12 protein-coding genes are annotated in these 15,919 nt (G+C 47.0%); 3 read left to right on the forward strand and 9 right to left on the reverse strand.

From position 1 onward, the window contains the following. Positions 1–10: 10 nt before the first annotated feature. The 3 genes from K8S15_06055 to K8S15_06065 are packed head-to-tail and all read right to left on the reverse strand — an operon-like array spanning position 11 to position 6,216. Entirely contained in the window at positions 11–1,228 is a 1,218-nt protein-coding gene (locus K8S15_06055) for a tetratricopeptide repeat protein (protein MCD4775601.1), read from the reverse strand. After that, positions 1,221–4,892, reverse strand: a complete 3,672-nt coding sequence (locus tag K8S15_06060) for a hypothetical protein (GenBank protein ID MCD4775602.1) — start codon at positions 4,890–4,892, stop codon at positions 1,221–1,223. Before K8S15_06060 ends, K8S15_06055 begins: the two co-directional genes overlap by 8 nt. Before the next feature lie 10 nt (positions 4,893–4,902). Further along, complete coding sequence (locus K8S15_06065; protein ID MCD4775603.1) at positions 4,903–6,216, reverse strand: LysM peptidoglycan-binding domain-containing protein; 1,314 nt, start codon at positions 6,214–6,216, stop codon at positions 4,903–4,905. 144 nt (positions 6,217–6,360) lie between these two features. Here K8S15_06065 and K8S15_06070 point away from each other — a divergent pair, with 144 nt between their 5' ends. Beyond that, positions 6,361–7,332 carry an aspartate-semialdehyde dehydrogenase gene (locus tag K8S15_06070; GenBank protein MCD4775604.1) on the forward strand — a complete coding sequence of 324 codons (972 nt, stop codon included), beginning with the start codon at positions 6,361–6,363 and terminating at the stop codon, positions 7,330–7,332. Between the two features lie 138 nt (positions 7,333–7,470). On the opposite strand, the gene K8S15_06075 is transcribed toward K8S15_06070, so the two are convergent. Together K8S15_06075 and holA are read right to left on the reverse strand one after the other, a co-directional pair. After that, positions 7,471–8,205 (reverse strand): hypothetical protein, encoded by a 735-nt coding sequence (locus tag K8S15_06075; GenBank protein MCD4775605.1) that lies wholly within the window; start codon positions 8,203–8,205, stop codon positions 7,471–7,473. 65 nt (positions 8,206–8,270) lie between these two features. Continuing rightward, positions 8,271–9,269, reverse strand: a complete 999-nt coding sequence (gene holA, locus K8S15_06080) for a DNA polymerase III subunit delta (GenBank protein ID MCD4775606.1) — start codon at positions 9,267–9,269, stop codon at positions 8,271–8,273. A gap of 107 nt (positions 9,270–9,376) precedes the next feature. Here holA and K8S15_06085 point away from each other — a divergent pair, with 107 nt between their 5' ends. Both K8S15_06085 and K8S15_06090 read left to right on the forward strand, forming a co-directional pair. Further along, positions 9,377–11,254 carry a SurA N-terminal domain-containing protein gene (locus K8S15_06085; GenBank protein ID MCD4775607.1) on the forward strand — a complete coding sequence of 626 codons (1,878 nt, stop codon included), beginning with the start codon at positions 9,377–9,379 and terminating at the stop codon, positions 11,252–11,254. 43 nt (positions 11,255–11,297) lie between these two features. Next, a complete protein-coding gene (locus tag K8S15_06090; GenBank protein MCD4775608.1) occupies positions 11,298–11,996 on the forward strand; it encodes a hypothetical protein in 699 nt (232 codons plus the stop codon). Positions 11,997–12,001: 5 nt separating this feature from the next. On the opposite strand, the gene K8S15_06095 is transcribed toward K8S15_06090, so the two are convergent. From K8S15_06095 to K8S15_06110, 4 genes are read right to left on the reverse strand one after another with little or no spacing between them, the layout of a single operon-like run. Next, positions 12,002–12,976, reverse strand: a complete 975-nt coding sequence (locus K8S15_06095) for an iron ABC transporter permease (protein ID MCD4775609.1) — start codon at positions 12,974–12,976, stop codon at positions 12,002–12,004. Continuing rightward, entirely contained in the window at positions 12,973–13,752 is a 780-nt protein-coding gene (locus K8S15_06100) for an ABC transporter ATP-binding protein (GenBank protein ID MCD4775610.1), read from the reverse strand. The genes K8S15_06095 and K8S15_06100 overlap by 4 nt, the downstream gene beginning before the upstream one ends. Then, the gene (locus K8S15_06105) at positions 13,740–14,567 is read right to left on the reverse strand and encodes an ABC transporter substrate-binding protein (protein ID MCD4775611.1); all 828 of its coding nucleotides are present in this window, start codon (positions 14,565–14,567) and stop codon (positions 13,740–13,742) included. Before K8S15_06105 ends, K8S15_06100 begins: the two co-directional genes overlap by 13 nt. Continuing rightward, the gene (locus K8S15_06110; protein ID MCD4775612.1) at positions 14,564–15,877 is read right to left on the reverse strand and encodes an RNA polymerase sigma factor RpoD/SigA; all 1,314 of its coding nucleotides are present in this window, start codon (positions 15,875–15,877) and stop codon (positions 14,564–14,566) included. The genes K8S15_06105 and K8S15_06110 overlap by 4 nt, the downstream gene beginning before the upstream one ends. Positions 15,878–15,919: the final 42 nt, after the last annotated feature.

Here is a 15,919-nt window from a genome sequence, read left to right on the forward strand (position 1 = left end):
TCCAGAATACTTAGTCCTTGTACTTGGCAAGTTCCTGTTCCAGTCCAGGATGTCCCGGGGCAGCCTTTACTGCTTTCTCCAGCAGTGCCAGTGCTTTTACATGGTTATCCTGAGCGGCGTAAGCTCTGCTGAGGGCTATCATGATGTCGGTAGAAGCGTCGGAATCCTCATCCAGATACTTCTGAAGAAAATCAATGGTTTCGTCTGACCTCCCGGTCATAACAAGTACGGTTCCCAGGCCGGATATCGCAGGCTCCAGATCTGGATTAATATCGAGAGCTTTTCTAAAACTCTCTTCCGCATCTTTGAGTTGTCCCTGTGATGCCTCGATATGAGCCATGTTCGCAAGCAATTCGGAACTGTCAGGACTTATTTCCAGAGCTTCCTTGAGTTTTGAAAGTGCCTGATCGTATTCCGCGTTGTTGAAATGTACTATTGCGGAACGGTTGAGACTTTTTACTCTGTTATCCTTAACTTCAACCGAGTGAAGCGTAAGCAGTTCTTTCATCTGCTGAAGCTGTTCTTTCTGTGCATCGGTGCTTTCTTTCACACTGCTGCCGATTGCACCGACTTCTTCCGCTGTTGACGTCTGAATTTTTTTAAGCTTTTTCTGGAGGTTGTCACTGGCTTTATCCATTTTCGACGAAATTTCGCCAATTCCGTCAGAAAGAACCTTCAGATTCACAGCGAGTACCTCTTCTCTACTCTCATCGGACTGACCTATAACGTCTAAAACCGTTTTCTGAATGGATGATGCCGATTCAGAGATCATCAGGGACACTTCACTGAATTCCTTTTTGAAGAATTCTTTATCAACGGATTCCTCCGGTCCTTCATTGAGAGCTTTCAGAAACTTATCCTCGGCACTGGTAAGGTTTTCCCTTATACCTGTGACTTCAGCCTTCAGTTCATCAAGTTTCTCTATCAACCCGTTTGCGGGTACATCGGCAGATTCACCGGAAACTGGTTTCTCGGTTTCCTTTGTATCAGTACTGACTATCGGCGCCGACTTGCTGATACCGGCCAGGAACTCGTTTGTTTTCACCAGTTCTGCAGTTACGCTTTCGAACTTCTGCTCAAGCAAAGATGAAATACCGGCCTCAAGCTTCTCGATACGGTTGTCAATGTTCACCACTGATTCATTGAGCTTGTAAACAAGTTTGCCTATTCCGGTAATCAGTTCGTCTATGGTATGTTCAGTTTCTTCAGCTTTCGGCTTTTTACCCATTTTTCACCTTCTCTTTTTTCGAAACGATCCGAAGTCCCGATATTAATTCCATCTGATCCGGGTTGAATGCAGAATCATCCTGTGGAAGCATTCCTGTTAACCCTGGAAATCTCCCTGAAATGAACCTGCGCAGAGCAGTTCTCTCCATTGAGGCCCCCGCTTGCTTAAGGGTCCAGAAAAGCCGCTTCAGTGGAGCCTCTTCTCCCGTTTTCCTGTATTCATTCATCCATGACGAAATGGCCTGACCCCGATATCCTAGATTCCACAAAGCGAGCGCTTTTGTGTCCATTACACCGGAAGATTCCATATCTTCCTCGTTCAGGATTATCAGAGCTTCATCTGGTTTTCCGGAAATTATCAGGTTAAAGGCTTTCTCAACACCTTCTGTCTCCAGTTTCTTCCTGGCAACAGACAATCCCGATATTAATCTGGACAGAATTTCGTTTGTTCCGTTCTGCCTGGCAATTGTAACGGCATCCGATAACAACCCGGCAGAAAGAAGAATATCCAGCAATTTTCCAGTTTCAGAAATCGATAGAGAATCCTCATCCGTCATTTCATTCAGACTTTTTATGCAGGTTTCAGCCAATTGTCTTCTGAGTGGCAAATCATCAAGAGGAAAAAACATTTCATCATCCGCAAGCTGAAACAACCTTCTGATGCCCTGACCCGATCTCAGCACAACTGGAGCAATAACCCTTGCTTCATCTCTGCTGATATTCTCATATCCATCGGGAACCAGTCTTTCAAGTGCTTCCGCGATCACAGTATTGACATCAACGGTTTTCCAGAATTTTATTCTGTCAGCATTTCCAGCTTCAACTTCACTGAGCAGCTTCCCTGAAGATTTTGTCTTCCATGGTTCCTCACCATTTTTGGCAATGCTGCAGAGTAAATTCTCCGCTCTCTGAGAAAACCCACCGGAGATAGCCTGTTCAGCAAGAACAAGCAAAGCTTCAGCATTCTTTTCTGGTGTCCAGTGTTCATCCGCTATATCAAGAATTTTCTCATTCAGAGGAACACTTACGCCTGGATTATCCTCATAAATTCTGTTGAATTCTTGCGCGTTTGCGGACGCAACGGCACATAATGCCGCTTGAGCAACCCCCATAGCATGGAATTCCTTATTTAAACCTTCTCGGGACAGCTCCGGCAGAAGCAGCACGGCTTTTGTTATGAGATTATCAATATCAACACTGATTCTGTACCGTGAAGCAACTCTTGCAGCGTAGAGGTATGCATCGCCTGAAGAACTGTCAGCAGCCAGGGAGACAGCCAGATTCACTATGTTTTCAGCTGTCTCGGAAGAAAGATCGAGCATAACTGCGGAATATTTGTGGAATCTCTGAAAATCTGCCCTGATGGACGCTGTCCGGGTAAGAGAATCGGTCAGGGCGTATTCACCGGGATGGTCCTCGATCATGCTCTCAAGTAACTCCAATACGCCGTCTTCTTTTAATACAGGATTCAATATGACTGATACGTCATCAAATCTTTTCTCGGTTTTGAATGATTCAGCGATGAGTTTTCTGATTTCAACTCCCAGAGATGGCGCTTTCGGTAATATGAACTCCAGTACGATTCTGGCCATCGAGCTTGACCAGGGTCTTTTCACAGGCTTTTTCAGGAAATCTACTGCTTCTTGGTACTTATCGCGGATAATCTCGGAACATGCCTGCGCAACACTTTCAATCAGTGGCTCGCCAATGCTTCCCTCAACGTATGAGGATCCCGCAAGGATTATCCTGTTGCGGGAAATCAGATATTTGAATTTGAACTGTGCTTCCTCTGCCGGATTATCCCACTTCAGCTCTGTTGCCAGAGCTACCTTCCAGTCTTCGTTCCCCTCAAGCTTTTCAAGTATCGATGAAACACCTTCAGCGGCAGTTCCAACGGATATTCTGGTGAGTATTTCTTTCAAATCAAGCTGATCGCGCAGATTATTGGGCAGTTTCCCGATTCTGTTTATAATGCCTTCCTGAAGTTCGTTGCTGTCCATTGCCTGGCTCAGGTAATCGCTGGCCATTTTAATATTATTCTCCCGCAGGCATATCTGTGCTACTACCAATGCCTGCCATGGAGCTCCCGGAGTGAAGATGGATTGCGTGATCTTCTCTACTGAGCCAACAGTAGTACCATCCTTCGTCAACAGTTGCTGTCCCTCCGGTGAAATACTTTTCCCCTTCATCAGAAGTATGAACCAGTCCTCAGACGCATCCTGTGACCTCTCTGAGCGTAGCCTGAAAAGGGCTCTTGCTTCTCTCAGTTCGTGATACTTCTCAACCTGGTTTTCCATAGCATCAAGAACAGCTGCGGCATCACCGCAGAATCTCTTATCCGTTCTTTTGGACAGGTGCTCCAGGGTAGCTGAAGCTTTTCCCCTCTTGCCAGTTTCGAAAAGTACAGCAGCAAGCAATGAAAGTATTGAAGCGTTATTCCTGTCACGGGAAATCAGACTTTGTATTTGTTCAAAAACCCAGGTAGCGTCTCCGTCAACTATCGGAATCAGTGAGAAGACAGCATCTTTAATTTCTCCGTTATCAACCAGGTAATGAGCAAGTTCTACAGCTACGGTACCGGAATGGTCCCCGGTCTCAGCAAGAATATCCCTGCAGATACTGATGAGTTTCGTGCTGTCCGCGTCTTCTGTCTTAAAAGCCTTCTCGACTGCTTCTATAGCTTCAGGTATCCGACCTTTTTCAAAATTCATCTGTGCTGAAAGAAGCAGGGGAGCCGCTCCGCTATCAGGATGGGCTACCAGATCCTCAATAGCTGACTCCAGCTCCTCTCTGTCCAGGCTTTCACTGTATATCCCCTCCAGGGTTCTTGAAGCAGCTTCCGTCTTACCGGCTGCGGTATACATTTCAGCAAGTATTGCTGCCGATCTTCCTGAACGGTCGGCTGGCACCATCCATTTCTCAATTACACTTGCGGCATCCACAGCTTCATCAGGTGACGGCTCACTGTCCGACAGCTTGTTCGCAAATTGCAGTGCACGATCCATTTTACCCGAAACCGCGGCAATACCCATGAGTGAGATCCAGTAAGTACTGTCAAGTTCCTTCACCTGGTTACCTACCCAGAATGACAGAAGTGAAATATCTCGGTGGGGAAACTCAACCTCACGGCAGACTTTCCAGAGGAAATCTATAGCCTCGCCAGATCTTTGTTCACGATGCAGGCATAACCCCCATTCTACCAGTGAAGCCTGATCCGCTTCTGGATGTACACTGCCGTCAAACCGCATCGAACTCTGCATTTTTTCTCTGATTATGTCGAAAAGACTTGAAACGGTTATCTCATCTGCTTGCCGGAGAATATTTATGGCACCCCTGTAATCATGCATGTCAATGAAACTCTTCCAGGTAACTCTAAGAAGGTCAGTTGATCTGGAAAATTCATTGAGCCTGCCTATGAAGAGATTGCGTACTTCCCTTGCGATCTGTCTGTGACGCCGCATAACTTCTTCACCAACACTCGCAGCCAGGTTTGGATGACCGATGTCAAGCAGCAGTTCAACCAGTTCCAGAGCGACAGTGCTTTCCTCAAGAAGGACATCTTTTTCCTCTTTTACAGTTGAGGAAACACGATTAACACTTCCTTCGCTGGCGAACTTCCTGATCTTCTTCAGTATTTTCCTTGGGCCCGATTCAAACAATGCCATTTTCACTCACCTACTCAGGTATGATTACCAGAACGTCTCCAAGCGAGAGTATATTGCTCTCAAGGGAATTAAGGTACATTATCTGTTCGATGGAGACTCCGTATCTTATTGCAATATCCCAGAGATTATCTCCTTCAACAATCGTATGCTCAATTCTTCCTCCACCTGATACTATATCTATTTCATCATTTTCGGGAAGGGTCACTGTATTCACCTGATGTTCCTGAACCGTTGAAGCTCCGGAGCGACGTAGCAAAAGAACGTCTCCTGGGAATATTGTATCATCGGGTGACATCTCATTCCACACCGCCACTTCCCTGGAACTTACACCTACACTGGCTGCAATCGCGCCCATAGTGTCGCCCATGCGGACTGTATATCTGATGAACTGAGGGTTTTCTACATATCCAGCATTTACAGGCTGCCGCTGGCTCTCCGGAATGATGATGTACATTCCCGGTTGAAGTGATCCAGCTGGATTGAGCCCCATGAGTACTTCCGATGATACTCCAAGATCAGAAGCTATTCCAATCCAGGAATTTCCCTGCTTCACGAGATACCTCTCCGGGTCTATCGTCCAGGCTGTGTTGAATACTTCGCCGGCGTAAGCAACAGGTACGATTATTTCCCAGGCTTCTCCTTCATCAGGCGTTCTTTCAAGCAGATACGATCTGTTCAGGCTCATAAGTGTATCGATATTAAGATCTGTTTCAGCAGCCAGCAGTCTAAGATCAAAACCTGCCGGAATCCATACAACGGCCAATCTGTCCGATTCAGACTCAACCTGAACGTACGCTTCCGCGGCTGAGGCGAAGCGGGGGACGAATGCATCGGTTTCCCCGGGCAGATCTATTTCACCAAAAGTACTGCCCCCCTGCCGAAGACCTGACTGAACCCTTCCGGGTCCACAATTGTAGGCTGCGATTGCAAGAACCCAATTATCGAAAATATTGTGCAGCTGCCTTAGATATCTTGCTGCAGCCCTTGTGGAAGAAACCCAGGAATACCTTTCATCAACGCAATCGTTTATTGTCAGCCCCAGTTCACGCCCCGTTGTGGGCATCAGCTGCCATGGGCCTGCTGCTCCCACTCTGGAATAGCAGCCCACGGTAAAATCGCTTTCTATCCATACAAGCGCGCCTACTTCGAGGGGAACTCCTTCGTTTCTGAGTATCTGCTCCACCAGTTCCTTTATATCTCCCCTGCCGGGAAAACGTTCAGGCCTGTATTGAATATCGCTGATGGCTGACAGGGAAGCAGGTATATCAGTTGTACGAATATCGCTGCATCCCGTCGCGCCACCCTGCATAACTGGAAGAACCATCCGGTTCTCGCATACTGGCGATGCCGAATCCATGGTTCGATGGTTCAGTGAAGTAATTCGTGTACCTGAGCACGAAATAAAAACAAGGGTTGACCACAGAACTGCTGCAAATATGTATCGGTAACTGAATACGGAGGTACAACAATGATTAAAGTCGGTGTTGTTGGAGCAACAGGACTTGTTGGCGAAACCATGATCGAGGTGCTTCAGGATCGCTCCTTTCCTTCTGAATCATTTCATCCCTTTGCCTCAAACAAATCGGAGGGAAAAACCGTCCGATTCAGAAACACGGATTACCCGGTTGAAATAATAACACCGGAAGCAATTAGCAAGGGGATGATACTCTTCGGTGCCACTTCCGCGAATATAGCAAAAAAGTGGATACCCATGTGCATCGAAGCAAAAGCGCTGGTAATCGATAATTCATCCGCTTACAGAATGAATCCAGATGTACTGCTCGTGGTGCCTGAAGTTAACGGACATCTTATTACCGGTAAGGAAAAAATCATCGCAAACCCCAACTGTTCAACCATCCAACTGGTTGCAGCCCTTGCCCCCCTGCGGCAACTCGGAAAAATACAATGGGTTTCGGTGGCCACTTACCAGGCGGTATCAGGTGCCGGTACACCGGCACTTGAAGAACTCAAGAAACAGCAGGATGCAAACCCTCCTGAAAATCCCGCTGTCAGAATCCATGAGAATATCATCACAAGCATCGGCCCACCTGACGAAAGCGGCTACTGCAACGAAGAAATCAAACTGATGAAGGAAAGCTGTAAGATAATGGGGCTGAATATTCCGGTGTTCGCTGCAACCGCAAGGGTTCCTGTGAGAACAGGACATACTGAAGCAGTCGTTGTAAAATTCGATAACCCTGTTCATTGCGATGAAGCTGCCACGACCCTTCATAAAGCCCATGGAATTGCTGTAACGAAATCCGGTTCTTCACCAATAGATGTGGAAGGCACAGACATCGTAGTTGTTGACAGAATTCGCAATCATCCCGGCGATCCATCGGTTCTGCAGTTCTGGGTACTTGCAGACAACCTCAGAAAAGGCGCGGCCCTTAACGCGGTTCAGATAGCTGAAGAATACCTTCGCAGGCAAAAGCACTGATCCTTAATTTTACCGGATAAAACGGGGAGAACAAATATTAACTGATCTCCCCTTTCTCCAAGCTGTCCACTCCCTCACAAAAAAAGCTGCCGGCGGAACCGGCAGCCTCATTTCCATGATTTGCTATTCAAAAGGGTACTAGATATCAACATCCATATCGTCAAAGTCGAACTCGTCGTCCAGATCCTGGCTCAGGTCTTCAAGTTCGGCGTTGCACTCTTCGCAAACAACCAGATGAGGAGGGTTGATATGCCCGCAATTGGGGCACTTGTTTTCGTCCGATTCCTCTTTATTAGTATCATCAAGGTCCATCGCAAGATCATCAAGTTCAGGTTCTTCAAGGAGATCATCATCCCCTAATTCGATGACTTCCTCTGTTACCACTTTCTTCGCTTTGAACTGAACCGAACCATCCATGCCTGGTACACCCGCAGAAGTAGCGTGGTCTACATCGCTGAGAACACCGTTGAGATCGTTCAGTTCTTTTCGGAGCTTATCAAGCGATCCTGAAGTCATGTCGCGTTCGGTTTCTGCCTGGTTGAGTTCATTTTTGAAGTCATCATTGTCGTGGTTGAATTCACCGAGTTTTGCTCTGATCTGAAGCTCGTCAACCTGATCCGACTGATCAGTGAATATCGATTCCTTCTCACTTATCTGAGTGGCAAGCTCCTTTGCCTTCTTCTCAAGAGAACCCCTTTGCTCGTTTATCTTCTCGAGCACCCCCTGAAGCTTGGTACTGTAATCTTCCCGAATTTTCTTGTACACCCTGGCGTTAGTATCCGGTTTCATGTTTTCCAGATTGTTCAGCCGGCCGACAAGTTCTTCCCTGCGATCAAGCAGATCAAGAATCTTCTTTTCAAGTACTTCTGCCATGCTCTCCTCCTAGGATAGATTAACTATTGGTTTTCATTCAATTATTATGTAACCTCAATTGTCGTTTATGAACGACCACTTGTCAAGGTGAAGATCAACCGAGCAAATACAACAAGGTGATCTACACCAGTCTTAATACCATAGTCAGCCTCCGCAAAAGCTTCTGCAGCGATGGCTGTATCAACCTTGCTGGCGGTTCTTGAGTATTTCATAAGCTTGTCAATAAGTGGATACTTCGCACCTGTTTTCGCCGACACTTCTTTACTGCCTCCACCAGTAGTGACAGTTTCGATTGCCCCGATTACCTTACTCCACAAACTGAAAAGGTAAGCAATCATAGCTACGGGTTCCTCTCCACGTTTTAAAAGAGACCATGCAGTATCCACCGCTTCACCTCTAACGTTACTGAAAACCATATCTCCAAGATGGAAAATATCGGTTCCTCCCTTTCCGGAGATCACTTCAATCATACCGCTTCTGTCTATAACGGCACCGGGACCGTGGTAAATAGCCAGCTTTGTCACGGCATCCGAAAGTCTTCGGAGATTTCTTCCCGAGTACTCTATCAGAAGCTGAACGGTATCTCTCTTGAGACTGATTTTCTCCTCCGAAGCCAGTCTTTTTACCCATATGGGCATGTCCCTGTCAAAAGGTTCATAACATATATAGAATGGAACTGCTTTCTCCAGCTTGCGTAATATTGCGGATTCCCTGGGGACTTTCGAAGACGTCAGAAAAAGAGCTGAATCGCTGAGCCCCGTTTTTATGGCTTCAAGCAGTTCAGATATCGAGAACTTTCCAAGTTTGTGAGCGTTCGATATTACAATCAGCTTACCGCTTGAAAACAGGGAATTTTCGAAGAGATGCCTTTTGAGATCTCCCTCTCCAAGGTTATCGCCTTCGTATCGAAGAATATCGTAATCCAGAGTTTTTCTGAATCTATCAACAACTATACTCCGAAGCCGTCCCGACTGGTAAAGGTCAGGCCCAGCTGTTACTAGTATCGCCCCGTCCGAAGCATTACGGGCCATATCATCCATTTCATTGTATTTTCTGATTTTCACATTACGTATTTCTTTCCTTATAGTTTTCAGCACAGACCTTGCATAATGCATTTAAGGTGAGTATTTTTGCTTCTTCAAAAAACCAATCAAGTTTCGGGGGAAAAAAGATGTTAACCTGGTTAAGAGATAATGCTAAGATATTCCTGATCGCTACAATTGTCATATTCGTCGCTCTTATCTTTCTGAGATGGGGCATGGGAGAAGGAGATAACAGGCCCAGAAATCCCTATGAGCGCCCTATCGCGACGGTAGACGGCAAGGATATTCTGCCCGAAGAGTACCAGCAGGCTCTTCAATCCTGGAGTCAGCAGTACCGCAGCATGCTGGAACAGAACGGCAATCCGGATCCTGAATCAATGCTGTTGCTCATGAGCAGTCAGATATCGGAAGAGGCTTTTAAAGGTCTCATCGATCAGAAGCTTCAGGGAATTTACCTGCAGAATCACAATTGGCAGGATTTCACGGTGGGACAGGCTGAGGAACTGCTTATAGCTCAGATCGGCATGCAGGAACTGGGCGAAATGACAGCCCGGGAATACCTTGACATGATCAAATCAGAACAACCCGGAGTCTATCAGCAATACCTGTATCAGACATATATGAATGGAAACGCAATGAGATTCCCTCTGGCTTCCGGGATGGTCAGTATGGCCAGCATGCAAGAGATTGATTATCTGATTCTTGATAACAGTGGTCAGATAACAGCCAGATACATCATTGTTGACACTATACCATCTATGCCGGATGAAGAATATTTAAGGGAGTTCTACGAGAACAAACCGGAATGTTTCAACAGAGCTTCAGGTTCCCTTTTAAGGTATATCACCATCCAGGTTCTTCCTGAATATGCCGACCTGGAATTCGCCATTAACAGAATCGATTCACTTGCATACTCAACCGCAGGCTCAAGGATAGCAGCCACCAGGTCTCAGATCACAGCTGTATTCGGTGACAGCATTACAATTGAGATAGGAGAAAGAACCGAACCATTCCTTGGCATGTACACAGCAAACTCATCCATAAGCAGTTATCATGTCCTGCTTCTTGATTCTCTTCACGAATCCATCGATACTATTACACTTGATTCAGCATCCATTCAGGACGATACACTCTTTCTGCAGAGCTGGGAAGTTCCGGTTTGGCCGCAGTATTCAACCGTTAGAAGGATATTGTGGGACCTGGAATCGGGTATGGAAGATATGCTTGCAGAAAGTGTTCCGGAAATTCCCGATTCTATGATCATCGTTGATTTCGGGGAAATGCTGGTGGAGGAGGATACTCCACTATCAGTCATCATTTCAGAGGAGCTTGTTACATTTGCGTCTGATACTCTCTGGAACGATCCTCTAGGCCCGGTATTCTACAACCCCTCCTACCGTGGCGGTTACCCCGCATTCACCATTGTCCGGAGACTGGATTACTTCCCTGCTGATACTTCCGGATATGAAGATGCTCTCGAGTCGGGGCTTCTACAGGAAGCGGCAATGTATACCCTCAGAAGAGAAACCGCGATGACGAAAGCTCTTGAAATAGTAAATGATATTCACAGCAGCGGCATCAATCTGGCAACTTACGCTTCAGTTGAATCACTCCAGGTCTTCACAGCCCCAGCTTTTACAGCGGCACAAATAAAAATTAACGCTCGAACTGATCCTGAAGCGGCAGGAGGACTACTCTACTCCGAAGAATTCGCTGAAGCAGCACTTATTGCCCCCGAATTCGAAGTTATCGGGCCATTCAGAATCGGAACCAGCTGCGTTATTGCTGAAATACTCTCAAGGCAGGTTCCCGCTGAAAACCAGGCGAACGTGCAGACAATGATGTACATTTCCGCGCAGTATGGGCATGAACAGCTTGGAGCTTCCAGCATCATCCGGAACCTGAGAGCAACCAGTGATATCCGTGACCTGCGCGAAGAGTGGTCACACTACCTCGAAACCGTGGAGGATTCCTTGAGAATCGAGCAGGGGCAGCTGGAAGAATAAGGCAGGACAGTCAGAATAGAATACAGACTCAACGGCGGGAAGTATGAATAGCATATTTATTGACTACCGCTTTAAATTGTCAGATGACAACGTAGAAGAATTCCGTGTAGAGCTGAATCCGGACAGACTTGATTTGATAATGCAAGTCCCGGAGATACCTCCAGCATGGACGAAGCTTGATTTTCATCAGTGCCCCAATTGCCCGCTGAACGCAGACAATCAAAGCTACTGCCCGCTCGCGTTGAGCATAATTACCATTGTGGAGCATTTCGACCATGTGTTTTCTTACGATAGAATACATCTGGAAGTTATCACAAAGGACAGACGCATATCCCAGCAAACTTCAGCGCAGCAAGGGCTGAGTTCACTGATGGGACTGCTGATAGCAACCTCCGGCTGTCCACTTACTGAGTATTTCAAACCTATGGCACGTTTTCACCTTCCGCTTGCCAGCAGAGATGAAACCATGTATAGGGCTGCATCAATGTATCTGCTCGCGCAGTATTTTTTACACAGAGAAAACAGAGAAGCGGATTTTCAGCTCAATGGGTTGAAAGAGATCTACGATAACATTCAGGAAGTGAACTACTCCGTTGCCCAAAGGCTGAGAGCAGCAAGTGAAGCTGACTCGCCGGTAAACGCCATTGTGATACTGGATACTTACGCCAAAGCTATTCCATTTGTCATAGAGGATTCGCTCGAGTGCATTAAACATCTGTTCAATTCATACATTAAAAGTTAACAGAATCACACACGATGCTTTTTCCCTCCGGATCGCAGCAAAAGCGCGAGGAAAAAGGGTCCGCCTATCAGCGACATTACGATACCTATTGGAAGCTCGGCAGGACTGACAACCACCCTTGAAAGAGAATCGGCAAGAATGACAAGCAGCATACCTCCCAGTGCTGACGCGGGAACAAGGTATCTGTAGTCGGCTCCGACGAATCTTCTCATTATATGCGGCACCATCAAACCAATAAATCCTACTGGACCAACTGCTCCTACGGTTGATCCCGCAAGCAGAGCAGCGGATGCGAGCAGAAGGTTCCTTTCCCTTCTTACAGAGACGCCCCTTGTTCGAGCGATATCATCACCCTGTGAAATCTGGTTCATAACCCCGGTTCTCAAAAGCACAGCAAGCATTCCCAGAATTACCGCCGGTACAAGGAACAGCGGCTTGCTCCATCCTATTACTGCCATGTCACCCATCATCCACCGCACTATTTCCAGAATTCTGGAAGCATCGCTGAAATACTCGAATAGAAGAAGGATGGACGCTCCTACAAGATTCATTGTGATCCCTGCCAGAAGAAGTGTTGAGCCGTACTCCACTCTCCTGCCCCGGGAAGCCAGTACATACACCAGAATGACAGCCAGGAGAGCTCCCGCGGTTCCGGCAGCTACAAGCCCCATAACAGGCATCATAAACCCGGACACGATCACAGAACCGGCCACCAGCCCCGCTCCGGCGGATATGCCGAGAGTATAGGGGGTTGCCAGATCGTTCCTCAGTATGGACTGAAGGACACAGCCCGAAACGGACAGGGCGCTCCCGGTAAGCAGAGCAAGTACAAGTCTGGGCAGCCTGAGCTTCATTATCACCCATGCGGGAGGATGTTCCATGGGACCGGCAAACAGTGATAAAACACCCGCCAGAATAACCAACAGAACCAGAAGAATCCAGAATCGCGAGGAGGGCCTGGAAGCTATTCCTTTTTTCATTGCTCCATTTCCGGGACGATTACCCAGGATCGGGTTTTTTCGTCCTGTGAGACAAAAAGATGAACACCGAATACTTCGGACAGAATCGTGTTTGTGAAAACATCGGAAGGGCTTCCAAAGGCTCTGGACTTACCCTCTGACAGTACGAGTACTGAATCGAGAAATCGTCCGGAAAGCGCGATTTCGTGCGTGCTGACAAGAACAGCAATTCCTCTCCGGGAGAGTTTCCTTAAAAGCAACCACATATTGAGCTGATGTTTGAAATCAAGGGATGAGCCCGGTTCATCAAGAAGGAGAAGATCGGGTTCCTGTGCAAGTGCTGATGCAAGCAATACTAACCGTTTCTCTCCACCGGAAAGATTCGAAAATACTCTGTTCCTCAGATCCCATGTATCCGTTTCAAGCATGCACTTCTCGGCTGTTTCGAGATCTCGTCCGGAATCCTGCGACCACCCGCTTCTGTAGGGATGCCTTCCTAGAAGTACCGTTTCGGCAACGGTCAATCGGGAAAGGGGGTTGAAGTTCTGGGGAAGGTACGATACCAGTCTCGCTTTTTGATTGTCCGAAAGGGAAGACAGTTCTCTACCACAAATGTGTATTTCACCCGAAACTTCAACTCCAAGCTGAAGAACGCTTTTGAGAAGCGTGCTTTTCCCTGAACCATTCGGGCCTATCAACCCGCATATCTCCCCCGGCACAATAGATAGATCGATGTCCGACAGTATTCTGTTACCTTCGTAACCTGCGCTGAGATCGCTGATATTCAGAGCAGGCAAGAACATATCCTTTCAGCTGTTCTGCCGATTCTTCCACCTGGAATCATTATGTAGGATTCAAAAACACAGTGTATCTGGTCTGGTTCAAACCCCAGCCCCGCAAAGAAACTATCTTCCGATGCGGCAATATCAGCCGTATCCGTTCTTCCCGGATACAAACAGACGATATGATCCGGTGACAGGTCAATCACACCTTCCGCTGATATCATAGGCCAGCTGCCTGTTTCCGGAGCCGATATATCACAATTAACAGAACCAAGAATATCCGCAAAATAAGTACACTTGCCAGCTACAGTCATGCTGGACGAACCCATTTCATGGTATATCACGATCATTACGGATACGTGAGCGGTATTCTCCATTACCGCTTTTAGTGAATCCAGCTTGAATGATAATTCTTCCCTGAAATCGGCAGCTTCAGCACCGTACCTTGCATCAAGAGAATCAAGAGAATTGAAAACATCTTCCAGTGTATCGAATCGGTAGGAGTAACAGGGAATCCCCATCGATGCAGCAAGCTCCCTGAGTACTGCGCTGGAGCCGGAAATATGAATTGATGTAGGGTTCAATGAAACTATCTTCTCAAGTGATGGATCAATATATCCGCCAACCTGCGGCAGTCTTCCAACCTGTTCCGGCCAATCCGAGTAACGGTCTACACCAATTACTCTGTCGCCCAGACCGGAAACATACATCAGCTCCACAAGGGAAGGGCCAAGTACGACAAATCTTGTATCATCAGGTTTGCCATTGTTTACATTTGAACAGCAACAAACAAATATTGCCGATACTGTAAATAGTACTGCGGTTTTCATAGATCTCCGTTCTCCTTGAGTGTTGAAAGAAGACCGTGCCTCCTGAGTTTGGCAAGGGCTCTGGATTCCAATTGTCTGACCCTTTCCCTGCTGATACCGAATATTCTTCCAAGCTCCTGAAGAGTACACGACTCCCCGTCAAGAAGTCCGAAGCGCAATGTGATTATAGTTTTTTCCCTGTCGGAAAGGGAAACAAGCGCTGTATTGATCCTATCCCTTGTATCGGAATGCATAGCTTTCACATCAGGCTGCTGAAAACGGCTCTCCAGGAAATCCGCTATGGTTGCGTCACTTTCTTCGCTGGTATGATCGAGTGACAGTGAAGGTGCAGTAGTAAGATACAGCTGTTCTATTTCTTCCCTGTCCTTGCCCATGTATGCGGCCAATTCCTCCAGTGAAGGCATCCGTCCGTTCTCAATTGCATAATCATCGATAGCCCTGTTCATTGAGGAATCATCTTTCTGCACCGATGCCGGAACCCGAACAAGCCTGGAATCTCTGATGATGGCCTTGATTATGTACTGCCTGATCCACCAGACCGCGAAGGTGGAGAGTTTGCATCCGCGATGGTAATCGAAACGTTTGACAGCCTCCATAAGTCCCTGGCATCCTTCCTGAACAAGATCCATCTCCTCCATTATACTGCATGGGTAATATTTCCGAACCTTGGAGACCACAAGCTTGAGATTCGCTTCAACGAACCGCTCAAGAATATCCGCGTTTTTCTGAAACGCTTTCCGGAAACGTTTTGCGGCGGTAGAGTATTCATGAATACCCGAACCTGTTCTGACCTCCAGAAGATCCAGTTCGTTCTGGATGGATGAAAACAGGGGGAAAAGCACCCATGCTCTGTAACTGTTCGGAATGGAAGGCTTCAGAAGTGATTCGTGGTTAAGCACCCTTGTAATAACTGGAACCGGTTCGTCTTCCAGAAGATTCATCAGGCTCTTCCGTCGATTGACAAGCTTTCTACATTCTTCGAGCCCTTCGAAAAGCTCCAAGCCCACCTTCTCTACGGCATGCCATAGAAGATGGAGATCACGCACTGATTTCCGATTAAGGTAGCGATCCTTCATGTTCCGGAGAATAACACTGAGTTCATTTTTCCTGTGATCAGGCAGAAGATTATTGATGATGGACCAGTAGGAGTCATCAATCATTCTCCTTCCGGAGATATCACCGTCTATCAGCTTTTGGAATGGTTCAAAAAAGAGGTGTCGGCCAAGTTTAATTGAAAGGATCGATTCCAGCATATTGAACCTTTCCTTTTCCTGCTCTTCTACAAGTTCTCTCTCTTCCTCCTCTGACATCGGAGATACAACATCAAGCTCCCGGAAGAAAATTGTGCTTGA

Origin of the sequence: Candidatus Aegiribacteria sp., assembly GCA_021108005.1 — a bacterium.
GTDB lineage: Bacteria > Fermentibacterota > Fermentibacteria > Fermentibacterales > JCC-6 > Aegiribacteria.